Genomic DNA, 16,418 nt, shown 5'->3' on the forward strand with positions numbered 1-16,418 from the left:
GCGCTAGCCCGCCGGCCTGGCGGGCTTGGCGCTGACCACCAGCGGGAATCCCTGCGGCGTGGTCAGTACCGCGCGCAGCTCGTGCGGGCCGCTGGTAAGCGGCTGCGCGATCCGCGCGCCGCCCGCCAGCAGGCGCTCGATCGCCGCGGCGATATCCTCGCCGGCTTCCAGCCGGAATGCCAGCGCGGGCTGGGAGACAAGCCGCTCCTCGCCGGCCACCAGCGCCAGCGTGATGGGGCCGGCGTCAAGCGCGCAGTAGCGCCCGCCATCGCGAAACTTCACCGCCAGGCCCAGGCCCTGCTCGAAGAACGGCAGCGCGGCATCGATATCTTCCACGGGGTAAAGCAATAGGTTCGATTGCATGCTGGCGCTCCTTGTCAGCGGGCTGCCGCTGCCTGGCGGCAGACGGCACGGATATTGGCCGATGGATAGCCGTCGTCGTTGGACAGCAGGATGTCGAGCGCATGGGCGGGCGCCGCGGTGCCTGTCAGCAGGGTGGCCAGCAGCAGCGTCTGGCTAAGCGGAGGAATCTTCATGAGGGCGTATCCGTGTGCAGGTGGTGAGGGGTCCTGGACATGATAGGGACACGGTGCCGCTGCGCATAATCCAATCAGACGATGCAGCACTTTCCCCGGCCGCACACACTGCAGTCACGCAGGCCAGCAATGACGGTGCCGGCGATGGCGCCGCCCGCCACGACAACGCGGCGGCGCTCCCGGCCGATGGCCTGAAAACCAAATGCAAAGGAAGGGGACTGCAATGCGATTTTCGCTGATCTACGAAGCGCAGACTGTCGACGCGTCGCGCGCCGGCGACCACAAGGTGTTCGACGAAATCATGGAGCAGGTGGAGCTCGCCGAGGACATGGGTTTCGATGTCGTCTGGGCGGTGGAGCACACGGCGCTGACCAACTACGCGCACATGAGCGCGCCGGAGACCTTCCTGGCCTTCGTGGCCGGGCGCACGCGCCGCATCGGCATCGGTCACGGCGTAGTCTGCCTGCCGCCGGCGATGAACCATCCGGTCAAGGTGGCCGAGCGCGTGGCCACGCTCGACATTCTCTCCGGCGGGCGCGTGCACTTCGGCGTGGGTAAAGGCGGTACGCAGCAGGAGGCGGGCACCTTTGGCTACGACCTCGACACCTTGCACCCGATGATCGACGAGGCGATGTACCTGATCCCGAAGATCCTGACCCAGGACGAGATCGAGCACGATGGTGAATTCATCAAGATCCCGCGCCGCCCCATCCATCCCAAGCCACGCCAGGACCCGCACCCGCTGATGTATCTGGCCTGCACCAACGCCGATACGCTCAAGCGCGCCGGCGCGCGCGGCATGGGCGCGCTGGTGCTCGGCTTTGGCGGCCCGGAAGATGTGGCGAAGAAGAACGCAATCTATCGCGAAGCCTACGAGACGCGCCAGGCAGGGGACCAGGTTGGCTTCCGTCCTCACCAGCATCTTGCCGCTCTGTGTCCGACCATCGTGCTGGAAGACGGTAAGGCGGCGCGCAAGATCGGCATCAAGGGGCAGCGCTACTTCATGGAGTCGTTGGGGTACTGGTATGCCGGAGGCGAGCGCCCCAATCCCGAAGGCTGGGATGTGGAGAACGTCACCGGGGAGGACGCGCAGGGCAAGGCCGTGATCAAGACCAGCTTCGCCTCGGAGAAGGTCACGGTGGATTTCAGCGATCCGTCGATGATGATGCTCAACCCCAACCATGCCTACGGCACGGTGGAGGACTGCATTGGCTATGTGCAGCGCCTGATCGACGCCGGGGCCGACGAGATCCTGTTCATCTGCCAGATGGGCACGGTGCCGCAATGGGCCCAGCTTGAAACCATCCGCAATATCGGCGAACACGTGATCCCGCATTTCCGCGCCCAGGGCCGCAAGCTGCGCGCGCTCGCCTGAGCGAGCCATCGGACCATCGCTACCGCGCGACTAGTCCCCTCGGACGATGGCGCGGGGCGGCGGCGATGGCAGCATGCAGGCACGACAAGACCGGCCCGGTGGCCGGCAAGAGGAGATGGCGGTGCATCGAGACAACTACCCCGAAGGACTGGCGGCCGAACTGATCGGCCGCGCGCACGAAATGATCCCGGTGCTGGCGCAGCGCGCCGGCCAGGCCGAGGCGCAATCGCGCATCCCGGCCGAAACCGTGGCAGACATGCAGGCCGCGGGCTTCTTCAAGGTTCTGCAGCCGCGCCGCTATGGCGGGCACGAACTGGACCCGCAGACCTTCTTCGACATCCAGATGGCCCTCGCCAAGGGCTGCATGTCCACCGCCTGGGTCTATGGCGTGGTGGGCGTGCACAACTGGCAGCTCGCCTTGTTCGATGGCCGCGCGCAGCAGGATGTCTGGGGCGCGGACAACGCCACCCTGATCGCCTCGACTTATATGCCGGTGGGCAAGGTGGTGCCGGTGGACGGCGGCTTCCGCTTCTCCGGGCACTGGAAGTTCTCCAGCGGCAGCGAACTGTGCGACTGGATCTTCCTCGGCGGCCTGGTGCCGCCGCAGCAGGCCGGCGCCGCGCCCGAGTACCGGACCTTCCTGCTGCCGCGCAGCGACTACACCATCGTGCGCAACTGGGATGTGCTGGGCCTGCGCGCCACCGGCAGCCACGACATCGTGGTGGACGATGTGTTCGTGCCGGCCTACCGGACCCACAGTGCGATCGACGGCGCCAGGGGCACCAGCCCGGGCTTGTCCCTCAACCAGGCGCCGCTGTACCAGCTGCCATTCGCCCAGATCTTCGTGCGTGCAGTCTGCACGGCCTGCATCGGCGCGCTCGAAGGCGGGCTCGACGATTTCATCGCCTATGCCGACGGCCGGGTCAGCGCCAACAGTGGAGGCAGGACGGCCGAGGACGGCGGCGCCCAGCTGGCCTGCGCCAATGCGGCGGCCGGCATCGACGAGATGCGCACCATCCTGCGTCGCAATTTCGACGAGCTGATGGCAACGGCACACCGTGGCGAGCAGCTCGATACCGCGCGCCGCCTGCATTTCCGTTATCAGTCGTCGCAGGTGGCCCAGCGGTGCGCGCAACTCGCCGACAGCCTGTTGCGCTATGCCGGCGGCAATGGCATCTACGTCAGCAATCCCCTGGTACGGCGCTTTCTCGACCTGCACGCGGCGCGTGCCCACTACGCCAACAACCTGGATCGCTTCGGCCAGAACCTGGGCGGCGTGATGATGGGCCGCGCCAACACCGATTTCTTTATCTGAGACAGGCGTGGAGAGAAACATGAACCAGGGCGCAGGGCAGGCAACCCATACCGGCGTGTTTGATGTGGTGGTGGTCGGCTCCGGCGCGGGTGGCATGCTGGCAGCCTGCCGCGCGGCGGATCGCGGCCTGTCCGTGGTGGTGCTGGAGAAGAGCGGCCTGTACGGCGGCACCTCGGCGGTGTCCGGCGGCGGGATCTGGATTCCGCTCAACCACCATATCGAAGAAGCAGGCGGCAGCGACAGCTACGACGCCGCGCTAACCTATCTCGAAGCGTGCACCGAAGGGCGCTCCACCCCAGCCAAGCTGCGCGCCTACCTGGAGCACGGCCCGCGCATGCTTGCCTACCTGGAGCAGCGCACCGGGGTGCGTTACTACTCGCTGCCGCGCTACGCCGACTACTTCCAGCGCTTGCCGGGTGCGCTGCCCGGGTATCGCGCGCTGGATCCGATGCCGTTCGATGGCGCGCTGCTGGGCAAGGAGTTCGCGCGGCTGCGTCCGCCGTCGCCGGGGACGCTGGTCGCGGGCCGGGTGGCGGTGACGTCCGCCGAGGCCCACGCCATGCTGAGCAAGAGCCGCGGCTGGCTGGGCGTAGCGGCCCGGCAGTTCGGGCGCTACTGGCTGGATCTTGGCTGGCGCCGGCGCACCGCGCGCGACCGCCGGCTCACGCTCGGCAACAGCCTCGTGGGCGGTTTGCGCCACGCCATGATGGCGCGCGGCATTCCGCTGTGGCTCGATACCGCGCTGGAAGACCTGCTGCTGGAGCAGCAAGACGGCATGGCGCGCATCACCGGCGTGATGGCGCGGCGCAATGGCGCGCAGGTACGCATCGAAGCCCGGCACGGCGTGATCCTGGCCGCGGGCGGCTTCGAGCGCAACCAGGCCATGCGCGAGCAATACCTGCCGGGCCCCAGCCGGGCAGAGTGGAGCGCCACGCCGCCCCACAACACCGGCGACGGCATCCAGGCCGCGCAGCGCGCGGGCGCGGCGCTGGAACTGATGTCGCATGTATGGGGCGCGCCAACGGTGAAGGTCGGCGGCGAGGAAAAGCAGCGCGCGATCTTTGTCGAACGGGCCTTGCCCGGCTGCATCGTCGTCAACGGGCGGGGCAGGCGCTTCGTCAACGAGGCCGCGCCTTACTCCGAGTTCGTGCCTGCAATGTACCGCGACCACGAGCAGACTGGCTGCAGCGTGCCGGCGTGGCTGGTGTTCGATGCCACCTTCCGCCGCAAGTATCCCTGCGGGCCGATCCTGCCCGGCTCTGTCATGCCGGACAGCCGTATCCCGGCCCCCTTCGCGGACGTCCTGCTGCGCGCCGATTCGCTCGACGCGCTGGCCAAGCTGGCCGGCATCGACCCCGGCGGCCTGGCGCACACCGTCGAGCGCATGAACGGCTTCGCAGCGCGCGGGGTGGACGAGGACTTCGGCAAGGGCGACAACGTCTTCGATACCTACTACGGCGACAGCCAGGTCCGTCCCAACCCGTGCCTGGCGCCGATCGGCCGCGCGCCGTTCTACGCGGTGCGCATCGACGCGGGCGATATCGGCACCAAGGGCGGGCTGGCGACCGACGCCAGCGCGCGCGTACTGCGCGAAGACGGCTCGCCCATCGACGGGCTGTTCGCCATCGGCAATACCAGCGCCTCGATGATGGGCGCCAGCTATCCGGGCGCCGGCTCCACCATCGGGCCGGCCATGACATTCGGCCTGATCGCCGCCGATGCGCTGGCGAGCAGGGTAGCCGGGCAGGGCAAAGCGGATTGACACCATGACGCGGCGCGATGCGGCTGCCGCTGCCGCGCCACGCATCACACAGGCAGGAGGCATGATGAACCCGAATATTTCCCCGTCGCTGCGCGACGATATGCTGATGGCGATGCGCCGCATGGCGCGCTCGGTTGCGGTGGTCAGTTGCCGCGAGGGCGAGCGCCGCTATTCGATGTCGGTCACCGCGGTCGATTCCCTGTCCGCGGATCCGCCCTCGCTGCTGATCTGCATCCACCGCAATGCCTCGATCTACCCGGCGCTCAACGCCGGGGTGGATTTCTGCGTCAACCTGCTGGCGGCCGATCATCGCGACATCGCTGTTGATTGCAGCGGCCGGCTCAAGGGCGAGGACCGCTTCACCACGGGCCAGTGGGAGGCCGACCTGATGGGCGTGCCTTTCCTGCGGGATGCCCAGGCAAACCTGATCTGCGAACAGGACGGCCGTTTCGACTACGGCACCCATGCCGTCTTCATCGGCCGCCTGCGCGAAGTCCGGCTGGCCGGCGAAGTGGCGCCGCTGGTCTATGTGGACGGCGCCTACTCCACCTCGGCGCCGCTGGCCAGCCTGCGGGCGGCGTGATGTGAGCCAAGTGCCGGAGCCTGCGCCATGACCGCCACCGCCGTCGTTCCCGATCCCGCCTCCGGTGGGGTCAACGTGGTATTGCCGCCGCTGGTCGTTGCCGACCCGGGTGCCTGCCGGTGGGATGCCCGCTGCGACGTGGCCGTGATCGGCTTCGGCGCTGCCGGAGCCTGCGCGGCGCTGGAAGCGGCTCGAGGCGGGCTCGGCGTGATCGTGGCCGAGCGCTTCGAAGGCGGCGGCGCCAGCGCCAGGAGCGGCGGCGTGGTGTATGCCGGTGGTGGTACGCCATACCAGCAGGCCGCCGGCTACCGTGACACGCCCGAGGCCATGGCGGCCTACCTGCGGCAGGAAGTTGGCGACGCCGTCGGCAATGGCACGCTGCAGGCATTCTGCGCGCGCAGCACCGGCATGATCGCCTGGCTGGAGCGGCTGGGCGCGCGCTTTGCCGCCACCGTGCCGCGGCGCAAGACCTCATATCCCGCGCAGGATGATTACCTCTACTACTCGGGCAACGAGACCGTGGCGGACTACGCGCGGCATGCCGAACCGGCGCCGCGCGGCCATCGATGCAAGGGAAGTGGCATGTCCGGTCACGTGTTGTTCGGCGTGCTGCGGCGCGCGGTGCAGGCGCAGGCCGGAGTGGACGTGATGCGCCATGCCGCGGCGCGCCGCCTGATTGTCGATGGCCAGGGCGCGGTCATTGGCGTGGAACTCCGGCGCCTGCCGCCGGGCCGCCTGCAACGCCGGCATGCCCGCCTGGCGCGCTTGGCCGAGCGCCTGCACAACCTGTCTCCGGCGCTGGCCGATGCCCTGCGCCGGCGCGTGACGCAGCTGGAAGCGAGATTCGCGCAGCCCTATGCAGTGCGCGCCGGCGCCGTGGTGCTGGCCACTGGCGGCTTTATCTTCAACCCGGCCATGGTGGCTGCACATGCCCCCAAGTACAGCCGCAACTGGCGCCTGGGCACCACCGGCTGCGATGGCAGCGGGATCCGCCTCGGCCTGTCTGTCGGGGCGGCGGCGCGCCACCTGGAGCGCGTTTCCGCGTGGCGCTTCATCAATCCGCCCCTCGACTGGGCGCGCGGATGCGTGGTCAACGCGCAAGGTGCGCGTATCGGCAACGAAGAAGTCTACGGCGCGCGGCTGGGCCACGCCATCTGCGAGGAGCACGGCGGCCGCGCCTGGCTGGGCCTCAACGCGCGGCTGGCGCGCGCGGCCCTGCGCGATTGCATCACCGGACGCCTTTGGGCCTTCCAGCGCGTGCCCGCCGTCATGCTGATGCTGTTCGGCGCCACGCGTGCGCCGGATATCGAATCGCTGGCCGACAAGCTGCACATGCCGCGTGCGGCATTGCTGGCGACGCTGACTGCGTATAACGCGGCGGCGCGCGGCGAGCGGCCCGACCCCACGGGGAAATCCGCGGCGATGTGCGCATCGCTGGAGCGCGGGCCCTACCTGGCCATCGATATCTCCGCGCATAGCCGCGCCTTTCCCTGTCCCGCCATCACCCTCGGCGGCCTGCGCGTGGACGAGGCGTGCGGCCAGGTGCTGGCGGAAGGGCCTGGCGCCCAGGCGGCGCCGATCGCGGGCCTGTACGCGGTCGGCCGCACTGCGGTCGGCATCGCATCGAATCACTACGTGAGCGGGCTTTCGCTCGCCGACTGTATCTGGTCGGGGCGCAATGCCGGGCGCCATCTCGTAGGCCTGGCGGCCCAACGGGGCCGCAATGAAGACACCGAGGAACACATCAAGGAGACAAGCCATGAGCAACCGAGTTGAAGGAAAGATCGCCATCGTCACCGGCGCCGCCAGCGGCGTCGGCAGGGAAGACGCCTTGCTGCTGGCGCGCGAGGGCGCGCGCGTGGTGCTGACAGACCTGAACGAGGAAGCCGGCCACGCGGTGGCGCGCGAGATCGGCGACGCCGCCATCTTCGTGCCCCACGATATCGGCAGTGAAGCCGGCTGGCAGCAGGTCATGAAGCGCACCCAGGACCGCTTTGGCACGCTGGGCGTGCTGGTCAACAACGCCGCGGTGCTGGCGCTGGGCTCGGTGGAGGACACCACGCTGGAACAATGGCAGCGCATCATGCGCATCAATGCCGATGGCTATTTCCTGGGCTGCAAGTATGGCGTGGGCGCGATGAAGGAGAACGGCGGGGTCATCGTGAATATGTCTTCGGTGGCGGCGCTGGGCGGCATGAGCATGTTCTGCGCCTACAGCGCCAGCAAGGGCGCGGTCACCGCGCTCACCCGCAGCGTGGCGGCCTACTGCAAGCAGCGCGGCTACAAGATCCGCTGCAATTCCGTTCATCCGGACGGCATCCTGACGCCGATGACGGCTGCCTTGATGCAGGGCGCGGCCGACGCCCCGGCCACTCATGAGCAGGCGGGCGGCGATCCGATGCAGCGCATGTGCCTGCCTGGCGACGTGGCAAACCTGGTGTTGTTCCTGGCCTCCGACGAGTCGCGCTACGTCAATGGCGCCGAGCTGCGCATTGACAATGCGCAGACCATCATGGGCATCGCCTGATCGCAGACATCATGGTGCAAGCGCAATTCCACCCGCTGCGCATCGCCCAGGTGGTGGCCGAAACCGACGAGGCAAGCTCGCTGGTGTTCGAGCTGCCCGACGGACTGCGCGATACCTTTGCCTACCGGCCGGGCCAGTTCCTGACGCTCAAGCTGCTGCTGGAGGGCGCCGAGCAGCAGCGCTGCTACTCGCTGTCCAGCAGCCCCCAGGTCGACAGCGCGCTGCGAGTGACGGTCAAGCGCGTGCGCGGCGGTCGCGTATCCAACTGGATCTGCGACCGGCTCGGGGCCGGCGACACGATTGACGTGATGCCGCCCGCGGGCGTGTTCACGCCGCGCAGCTTCGATGGCGACCTGCTGCTCTTCGCTGGCGGCAGCGGCATCACGCCGGTGCTGTCGATCGCCAAGGCCGCGCTGCGCCATGGCGGCGGCAATGTCACGCTGATTTATGCCAACCGCGACGAACGTAGCGTGATCTTCCGCGACGCGCTGCGCGAACTGGCCGCGCGCCACGCGCACAGGCTGCGCGTGATCCACTGGCTGGACAGCGTGCAGGGGCCGCCCTCGCAGGCCCAGCTTGAAGCGCTGGCCTCGCCGTGGGGCCACGCCGACTGCTTTATCTGCGGGCCGGGGCCGTTCATGGACGGGGCCCAGGCCGCCTTGCAGGCCCTTGGCGTGGCACGCGAGCGGATTCATGTGGAGCGCTTCGGCGCGCCGCCGCCCGCCGCTGGGCTGGCCAAAGACGTGACGCTGCCAGCTTGCTCGCCTGCCGCACTGGAAGTGGAACTGGACGGCGTACGCCACCGGCTCGACGCCCAGGCCGGCGAAACCGTGCTCGACGCCATGCTGCGTGCCGGCATTAGCGCCCCCAATTCCTGCCGCTCCGGCCTGTGCGGCGCCTGCATGTGCCAGGTGACGCACGGCGAGGCGACGCTGGGCGAGAACCATGTGCTCGACACCGCCGACCGCGAGGCCGGCTGGACCCTGGCCTGCCAGGCCCGCGCGGCCGGYAGCGAACTGCACCTGAAATTTCCCGACTGACATGATGACAACCGACACCATCGAAACCGCCCAGGGGTTGGCCGACGCCGCCAGCGCGGGGCAGGCTGTTCCCGCCACCATCCCGGAACTGGTACGCACAGCCGCCGCGCGCCACGGCGCGCGCATCGCCATCCAGGAGGACGGGCTGCGGCTCAGCTTCACGGCGCTGGACGGGCTGCGCGCGCAGGCGGGACGGGCGCTGCTCGCGCTCGGCGTGTTGCCCGGCGACCGGGTAGCCGTCTGGGCGCCCAACCTGTCGGAATGGATCGTCGCCGCCCTGGCCACGCACAGCATCGGGGCGGCGCTGGTGCCCATCAATACCCGCATGAAGGGCATGGAGGCCGGCGCGATCCTGACCGACAGCGGCGCGCGGGTGCTGTTCTGCATCGACGACTTCCTCGGCGAGAGCTATCCGGAAATGCTAGCGCCGCACCGGCCCGCCACGCTGGAGCGCGTGGTGGTGCTGCGCGGGCGCGCGGGGCGGCAGATGGCGCCGGATGAGCTTGCATGGGCAGACTTCCTGGCCTTGGCGCCGCGCACTGGCGAGGCGGAGTTCGTTGCGTGCGAGCGCGCCGTAACCGGTGATACGCTGATGGACATCATGTTTACCTCGGGCACCACCGGACGCCCGAAAGGCGTGATGACCGCGCATGCGCAGAACCTGCAGGCCATCCACGGCTGGGCCTCAATCACCGGCGTGGAGGCCGGTGACCGCTACCTGATCGTCAATCCCTTCTTCCACACCTTTGGCTACAAGGCCGGGTGGCTGGCCGCGCTGGTCAGCGGCGCCACCATCCTGCCGCACCTGGTGTTCGATGCCGAGGCGGTGATGACCCGCGTCGAGAACGAGCGCATCACAGTGCTGCCCGGCCCGCCGACGCTCTACCAGACATTGCTGAACAATCCGCGCCTGCGCGAGTTCGACCTGTCTTCGCTGCGCGTCGCGGTGACCGGCGCGTCGGCGATCCCGCCCGTGCTGATCCAGCGCATGCGGCGCGAGCTGGGCTTTCGTAACGTGTTCACCGGCTACGGCCTGACCGAGTCGTGCGGCTTCGCCACGCTGACCCGTGCAGGTGACGATGCCGACATCGTGGCGCTGACCTCGGGCCGCGCCATGCCGGGGATCGAATTGCGCTGCGTGGATAGCGCAGGCCAGCCCGTACCGGCAGGCGAGCCCGGTGAGGTGATGGTGCGCGGCTACAACGTGATGCGCGGCTACTTCCAATTACCCGAGGCTACTACCGAAGCGATCGATGCGGGCGGCTGGCTGCGCACGGGAGATATCGGCACGCTCGACGCGCGCGGCAACCTGCGCATCACCGATCGCATCAAGGACATGTTTATCGTCGGTGGCTTCAATTGCTATCCGGCCGAGATCGAGAAGCTGCTGGTATCGCATCCTGCGATTGCGCAGGTGGCGGTGGTGGGCATGCCGCATGAGCGCCTCGGCGAGGCGGGCAGGGCCTTTGTGGTGCTGCGGCACGGCAGCAAGGTCGGCGCCGATGAGCTGATCGACTGGGCGCGCCGGCATATGGCTAACTATAAGGTGCCGCGAGAGGTGGTGTTCGTGCAGACGCTGCCGATTAGCGCGGCTGGCAAGATTCTCAAGTATCGGTTGCGGGAGGGGGGGTAGGGGATGGTTCTAGGATTCTAGCTGCTGCTGCTCGGCGTGGGTGGGCGGTGTTTTATTGCTTCTAGCTGCTGTCGCGGCTGTACGTTGTTGGCCGTTTTAGAACGTGTGAGATGTCACTTCTCTTTACTCGTAAAGAGAAGTAACCAAGAGAAAGCGATCCTTGCAGGAGGCTGGCTTATTGGGGTTACGTAGCCCGGTGGTTTCGTCGTCAGGCCCCGGGTTTTAATGGCCTCGTGCCGTTACTGGTTTGAATGGCCACGATCCTCTCAATGACGCCGGTTTCGTGGTGAGGCTGCTCGGTAGCGGCATCCTTGCTCGTTCACACATCTGCCGGTACCGGTTCGAAGCGCCACGATATATCACGCCATGATGGTTTCGTGGTGGGGTGGGCGCGGTGGTGAATCCCTCAAAACTATTCCGGCGGTGCCACCGCGCCCACGACGGAAACGGGACGCTTGCAACTTCGTGGCCAGTCACTCCGCGAGCGACAGACGGCTTGAAATTCGTGGTGGCCGCTACCGGGGGGGGCACCACGAATCCCTGGGCATTGGCTGGGTCGTGGTGCTCCGAACTGGTAACGGCACGAGGCCATTAAAACCCGGGGCCTGACGACGAAACCACCGGGCTGCGCAACCCCAAGAAGCCAGCCTCCTGCAAGGATCGCTTTCTCTTGGTTACTTCTCTTTACGAGTAAAGAGAAGTGACATCTCACACGTTCTAAAACGGCCAACCCCGTACAGCCGCGCCAGCAGCTAGAAGCGCTAAAACACCGCCCACCCACACTTGCCTGCGACAGCAGCTAGAAGCAGAAAAACCCCGCCCAAAAAAGCGTCCCCCGCGTCAGCGGGGCTAGTGACCGCAAATCAATCCCACCTGGCTAGTCCCAACAGACGATGTTCACATCCCGCTTCCGCTGAACAATGGCTTCACAAACCTGCCGCACCCAACCCGGCAGCAAATGAATTCCAAGAACAGCGAGGAGGCAGCATGATGGACATCCGAGCGCTCGGCTATATCGTGGTCGAGTCCACCGACACCGAACGCTGGCGCCACTACGGCGAGCAAGTGCTCGGCATGGCGTGCACCAACGCGCCCCATGGCGCGCTCTACCTCAAGATGGACGAGCGCGACTACCGCTACCTGATCGTGCCCGGCAAGCAGGACCGCTACCTGGCATCGGGCTGGGAGCTGGCCGGCGAGGCGGCCTTCAACCACGCGCTCGCCACGTTGCGGGCAGCCAACGTGGAGGTCACGTATGCCAGCGAGACCGAGCGCATCCAGCGGCGCGCGGGGGCCATGGCCTGGTTCGCCGATCCTTCCGGCAACCGGCACGAGATCTTCTGGGGCATGCGTTCGGATTTCCTGCGCTTTGTCTCACCCATCGGCGTGTCGCGCTTCGTCACCGATCCGCTGGGCGCGGGGCACTCGGTGCTGCCGGCTCCGGCCTTTGACGAAACCTATGCCTTCCTGCGCGACGTGATGGGTTTCGGCCTGTCGGATATCTTCCGTGCGCGCTTCACCACGGATCCGGCGGAGCCGGAGAAGCGCATCCACTTCCTGCATTGCGGCAACGGGCGGCACCACAGCCTGGCCATCTTCGAGGCGCCCGCGCCCAGCGGCTGCATCCATGTGATGGCCGAGGTGCAGGACATGACCGAGGTGGGCCGCGCGCTAGACCGCGCGCAGCAGCACGGCGTGGCGCTCTCAGCCACGCTGGGCCAGCACTGCAACGATCGCGTTGTTTCCTTCTACATGAAGACGCCCGGCGGCTTCGACCTCGAGTACGGCTATGGCGGGCTGGTGGTCGACTGGAGCCAGCACGCCGCCTACGAGGCCACCCGGGTCAGCCTGTGGGGCCACGATTTCAGCATCGGATATCGCTAGAACTATGCTCAAGACTCTGGACAAGACCATGACCGCGGCCGAAGTGGTCGGCCGCCTCGCCGATGGCATGACCATCGGCATCGGCGGCTGGGGCCCACGCCGCAAGCCGATGGCGCTGGTGCGGGAAATCCTGCGCTCACCGCTGAAGGATCTCACCGTGGTGGCCTACGGCGGCCCGGAAGTCGGCATGCTGTGCGCTGCCGGCAAGGTGCGCAAGGTGGTGTTCGGCTTCGTCTCGCTCGACGTGATCCCGCTGGAGCCGCATTTCCGCGCGGCCCGCGAGCGCGGGGAAATCGACGTATGGGAACTCGACGAGGGGATGTTGCAGCTCGGCCTGCGCGCCGCTGCCGCGCGCCTGCCGTTCCTGCCGACGCGCGCCGGGCTCGGGACCGACGTGCTGGCTTGCAACCCCCTCCTCAGGACCGTCCGCTCGCCCTACGCCGATGGCGAGGTGYTGCTGGCGATGCCGGCCATCCCGCTGGACGCCGCGCTGCTGCACGTCAACGAGAGCGATGTGCTGGGCAACACCCGTATCGACGGCCCTGATCCCTTCTTCGACGAATGGTTCGCGCGGGCGGCGGGCCAGTGCTATGTGAGCTGCGAGGTCCTGCACGACCGCCTGGAGGACGAAGACCTCGCGCGGGCGCGCAACAACCCCTTCGAGCGCGCGCTTGTGAGCGGCGTGGTGCACGCGCCGGGCGGCGCGCATCCCACTTCCTGCGGGCCTGCCTATGGCTTTGACCTGCCGCAGTTGAAGGCCTACTGCGCCAGCGCCGAGCAGGAGGCGGGCTTCGCCACCTACCGCAAGGACGTGATCGGCGCCACCGAAGCCGGCTACCTGGACAAGATCGGTGGCATGGGCCACGTGCTGGACCTGCCGTTGCCGGTCCTTTGAACCCGTCACAAGGAGAAGGAGCCATCGTGAGCGCCACTCAACAATTCACTCTCGCCGAACTGATGATCGCCGCCGCTGCCCGCGCCTGGCGCGACGACGGCGAGGTCATGGCCACCGGCATCGGCACCGGCCCGCGCATCGCGGCCGGGCTGGCCCGGTTGCTGCACAACCCTGGCCTGATGCTGACCGACGGCGAAGCCTACCTGGTGGAAGAGCCGGTGCCGCTGGGGCGCCGCGAGCCGGGCTTCAAGGTGCGCGCCAGCGGCTGGATGGGCTACGCGCGCGTATTCGACTGCCTGTGGGGCGGGCGCCGGCATGCGCTGGTGATGCCCACCCAGATCGACCGCTTCGGCCAGGCCAACATCTCCATGCTCGGCGGCACCCATGCGCAACCAAAGAAGCAGTTGCTCGGCGCACGCGGCTTTCCCGGCAACAGCATCCACCATGCCAACTCCTTCTTTGTGCCGGCGCACAGCCCGCGCGCCTTTGTCGCCGGCGAGGTCGATATGGTGTGCAGCGTGGGCTATAACCCGGCGCGCCAGATCGAAGGCATGCGCAGCTTTGTCGACCTGCGGGTGATCGTGACCGACCTGTGCGTGATGGACTTCACCGGTCCCGATCACGCCGTCCGCGTGCGCTCGCTGCATCCCGGCGTGAGCCTGGAGCAGGTGCGGGCGGCCACAGGCTTCGCACTGGCCAACGCTTCCGGCGAAATACTGCCGCAGACCGCGGCGCCCACCGCGGAGGAGTTGGCCGTCATCGTCCGGCTCGATCCGCACAACCTGCGCGCCACCATCGTGCGCGAAAACCCGGCCGTTCGCACCGCGTGAGGAACACCATGTCATCGCAAGCCACCGAATCCCTCGGGCTGGGCCCCAACGCCGAGGTGCTCTTTGAGGCGGCCGACGGCGTGGCCACCGTCACCATGAACCGGCCGCAGTACCACAACGCGCAGAACTCTAAGATGACCTACGCGTTGGACGAGGCGTTCCGGCGCGCGGCTGCCGACGATGCGGTCAAGGTCGTGATCCTGCGCGGCGCCGGCAAGCATTTCTCGGCCGGGCACGATATCGGCACGCCGGGGCGCGACATCGGCGAGTCATTCGACCGCGTTTCGCTTTGGCCCGACCATGTGGGCAAGCCGGGCGGCGAGATGCTTTACACCCGTGAGCAGGAGGTCTACCTCGGCATGTGCCGGCGCTGGCGCGACCTGCCCAAGCCGACCATCGCCATGGTGCACGGTGCCTGCATTGCCGGCGGCCTGATGCTGGCCTGGGTGTGCGACCTGATCGTGGCGTCGGACGACGCCTTCTTCGCCGATCCGGTGGTGCGCATGGGCATTCCGGGTGTGGAGTATTTCGCTCACGCCTACGAGCTAAATCCGCGCATCGCCAAGGAATTTCTCTTCATGGGCGAGCGCATGGATGCCCAGCGCGCTTACCAGATGGGCATGGTCAATCGCGTGGTCCCGCGCGAGGCGCTGGATGCCACCGTGCAGGGCATGGCAGCCAAGATCGCGCAGATGCCGCGGCTGGGCTTGAGCCTCACCAAGCAGGCCATCAATTACGTTGAAGAACTGCAGGGCAAGCGCGCGGCCATGGATGCCGCCTTTGCCTGGCACCACTTCGCCCACGCGCACAACGAACTGGTCAGCGGCGACAAGCTGGGCGGCTTCGACGCACGCGCCATGGCGGCATCGCAACGCACCGGCGAGGAGAAGGCGGCATGAGCGGCGCGCCCTTGCATACCGTGCTGTGCGACTTGCTGGGTTGCCGCTACCCGATCGTGCAGACCGCGATGGGCTGGGTGGCCGATGCCCGCCTGGTGGCCGCCACCAGCAGTGCCGGGGCCTTCGGCTTCCTGGCCGGCGCCACCATCGAGCCGGGCGAAGTCGAGCAAGAGATCCTGCGGGTGAAGGCGCTCACCGGCCAGCCCTTCGGCATCAACTTCCATATGTTCCAGCCCAACGCCGACGAAGTGGTCGAGATGGCCATCCGCCACCGGCTGCGCGCGGTCAGCTACGGGCGCGGGCCGGATGCGGCGATGATCGGCCGGCTCAAGGCCGCTGGCGTGGTGTGCATGCCGACCGTGGGCGCGGCCAAGCACGCCGCCAAGGCCGTGGAGCTGGGCGCCGACGTGGTGACCGTCCAGGGCGGCGAGGGCGGCGGGCATACGGGTGGCACGCCCACCACGCTGCTGCTGCCGCAAGTGCTGGACAAGGTGGCGGTGCCGGTGGTGGCTGCGGGCGGCTTTTTCGACGGCCGTGGGCTGGCGGCGGCGCTGGCCTACGGCGCGGCGGGCATCGCCATGGGCACGCGCTTCCTGATGTCCAGCGAGTCGCCGGTGCCGGCGCAGACGCTGGCGCGCTACGTGGCCGTCCGGGACGCGGCGCAGATCCGCGTTTCGCTTGCCATCGACGGCTTGCCGCAGCGGATGATCGACAACCGCCTGCTGCTGGCGCTGGAGCAGGCCGGACCGCTGCGCCGCACGCTGATGGCGCTGGCCACCGCCCGCCAGTGGCGCCGGCACAGCGGCATGGGGCTCGCGCAGATGCTGGCGGTTGGCTGGCGAGCGCTGCGCCAGCATGACTACACCACGGCGCAAACGCTGATGGCGGCCAACGCGCCAGTGCTGATCCAGCGCGCCATGGTAGAGGGCCATCCCGACGAAGGCGTGCTGCCGAGCGGACAGGCCGCGGCGGCCATTGGCGCCATTGAATCCTGCGAGCAGATCGTTGCCCGCATCGCCGCGCAGGCCCAGGCGCGCCTGGCCGCCCTGGCGGGGCAGGCGCCGGAAGGCAATCTGGCCGAGCCGGCCAGCGCAAGGCCGGACCACCGCACCCCCATCCAAGCCATCCATTGAAGGCAG

At 68.0% G+C, this 16,418-nt stretch carries 15 protein-coding genes; 13 read left to right on the top strand and 2 right to left on the bottom strand.

Annotated elements, in window-relative coordinates:
• Positions 1–3: 3 nt before the first annotated feature.
• Entirely contained in the window at positions 4–363 is a 360-nt protein-coding gene (locus AB4061_RS25125) for a VOC family protein (RefSeq protein WP_441638579.1), read from the bottom strand.
• A 14-nt stretch (positions 364–377) separates the two neighbouring features.
• The gene (locus AB4061_RS25130) at positions 378–536 is read right to left on the bottom strand and encodes a hypothetical protein (RefSeq protein ID WP_441638581.1); all 159 of its coding nucleotides are present in this window, start codon (positions 534–536) and stop codon (positions 378–380) included.
• 223 nt (positions 537–759) lie between these two features.
• On the opposite strand from AB4061_RS25130, the gene AB4061_RS25135 reads away from it, so the two are divergent.
• The 13 genes from AB4061_RS25135 (at position 760) to AB4061_RS25195 (ending at position 16,412) form a co-directional block, all read left to right on the top strand.
• Entirely contained in the window at positions 760–1,911 is a 1,152-nt protein-coding gene (locus AB4061_RS25135) for an LLM class flavin-dependent oxidoreductase (protein WP_441638583.1), read from the top strand.
• A gap of 121 nt (positions 1,912–2,032) precedes the next feature.
• Positions 2,033–3,226, top strand: a complete 1,194-nt coding sequence (locus tag AB4061_RS25140) for an acyl-CoA dehydrogenase family protein (RefSeq protein WP_441638738.1) — start codon at positions 2,033–2,035, stop codon at positions 3,224–3,226.
• Between the two features lie 19 nt (positions 3,227–3,245).
• The gene (locus AB4061_RS25145; RefSeq protein ID WP_441638585.1) at positions 3,246–4,988 is read left to right on the top strand and encodes an FAD-dependent oxidoreductase; all 1,743 of its coding nucleotides are present in this window, start codon (positions 3,246–3,248) and stop codon (positions 4,986–4,988) included.
• Positions 4,989–5,052: 64 nt separating this feature from the next.
• The gene (locus tag AB4061_RS25150; protein WP_441638740.1) at positions 5,053–5,571 is read left to right on the top strand and encodes a flavin reductase family protein; all 519 of its coding nucleotides are present in this window, start codon (positions 5,053–5,055) and stop codon (positions 5,569–5,571) included.
• Between the two features lie 27 nt (positions 5,572–5,598).
• Positions 5,599–7,347 (top strand): FAD-binding protein, encoded by a 1,749-nt coding sequence (locus AB4061_RS25155; protein WP_441638587.1) that lies wholly within the window; start codon positions 5,599–5,601, stop codon positions 7,345–7,347.
• Entirely contained in the window at positions 7,331–8,098 is a 768-nt protein-coding gene (locus AB4061_RS25160; RefSeq protein WP_441638589.1) for an SDR family oxidoreductase, read from the top strand. Before AB4061_RS25155 ends, AB4061_RS25160 begins: the two co-directional genes overlap by 17 nt.
• A gap of 11 nt (positions 8,099–8,109) precedes the next feature.
• Positions 8,110–9,138: a 2Fe-2S iron-sulfur cluster-binding protein gene (locus tag AB4061_RS25165; protein ID WP_441638591.1), complete on the top strand. Its 1,029-nt coding sequence runs from the start codon at positions 8,110–8,112 to the stop codon at positions 9,136–9,138.
• Position 9,139: 1 nt separating this feature from the next.
• On the top strand, positions 9,140–10,771 hold the full coding sequence (locus tag AB4061_RS25170) for a FadD3 family acyl-CoA ligase (protein ID WP_441638593.1): 1,632 nt from the start codon (positions 9,140–9,142) through the stop codon (positions 10,769–10,771).
• Positions 10,772–11,758: 987 nt separating this feature from the next.
• Positions 11,759–12,655, top strand: coding sequence for a VOC family protein (locus tag AB4061_RS25175; RefSeq protein WP_441638595.1), 897 nt, complete (start codon positions 11,759–11,761; stop codon positions 12,653–12,655).
• A gap of 4 nt (positions 12,656–12,659) precedes the next feature.
• A complete protein-coding gene (locus tag AB4061_RS25180) occupies positions 12,660–13,550 on the top strand; it encodes a CoA transferase subunit A (RefSeq protein WP_441638597.1) in 891 nt (296 codons plus the stop codon).
• A gap of 26 nt (positions 13,551–13,576) precedes the next feature.
• Positions 13,577–14,380 carry a CoA-transferase subunit beta gene (locus AB4061_RS25185; RefSeq protein ID WP_441638599.1) on the top strand — a complete coding sequence of 268 codons (804 nt, stop codon included), beginning with the start codon at positions 13,577–13,579 and terminating at the stop codon, positions 14,378–14,380.
• A gap of 8 nt (positions 14,381–14,388) precedes the next feature.
• Positions 14,389–15,279: an enoyl-CoA hydratase gene (locus tag AB4061_RS25190; RefSeq protein ID WP_441638601.1), complete on the top strand. Its 891-nt coding sequence runs from the start codon at positions 14,389–14,391 to the stop codon at positions 15,277–15,279.
• Positions 15,276–16,412 (top strand): nitronate monooxygenase, encoded by a 1,137-nt coding sequence (locus tag AB4061_RS25195; protein ID WP_441638603.1) that lies wholly within the window; start codon positions 15,276–15,278, stop codon positions 16,410–16,412. Before AB4061_RS25190 ends, AB4061_RS25195 begins: the two co-directional genes overlap by 4 nt.
• Positions 16,413–16,418 lie beyond the last annotated feature (6 nt).

The sequence above is a fragment of the Cupriavidus sp. YAF13 genome (assembly GCF_052113425.1).
Classification (GTDB): domain Bacteria; phylum Pseudomonadota; class Gammaproteobacteria; order Burkholderiales; family Burkholderiaceae; genus Cupriavidus.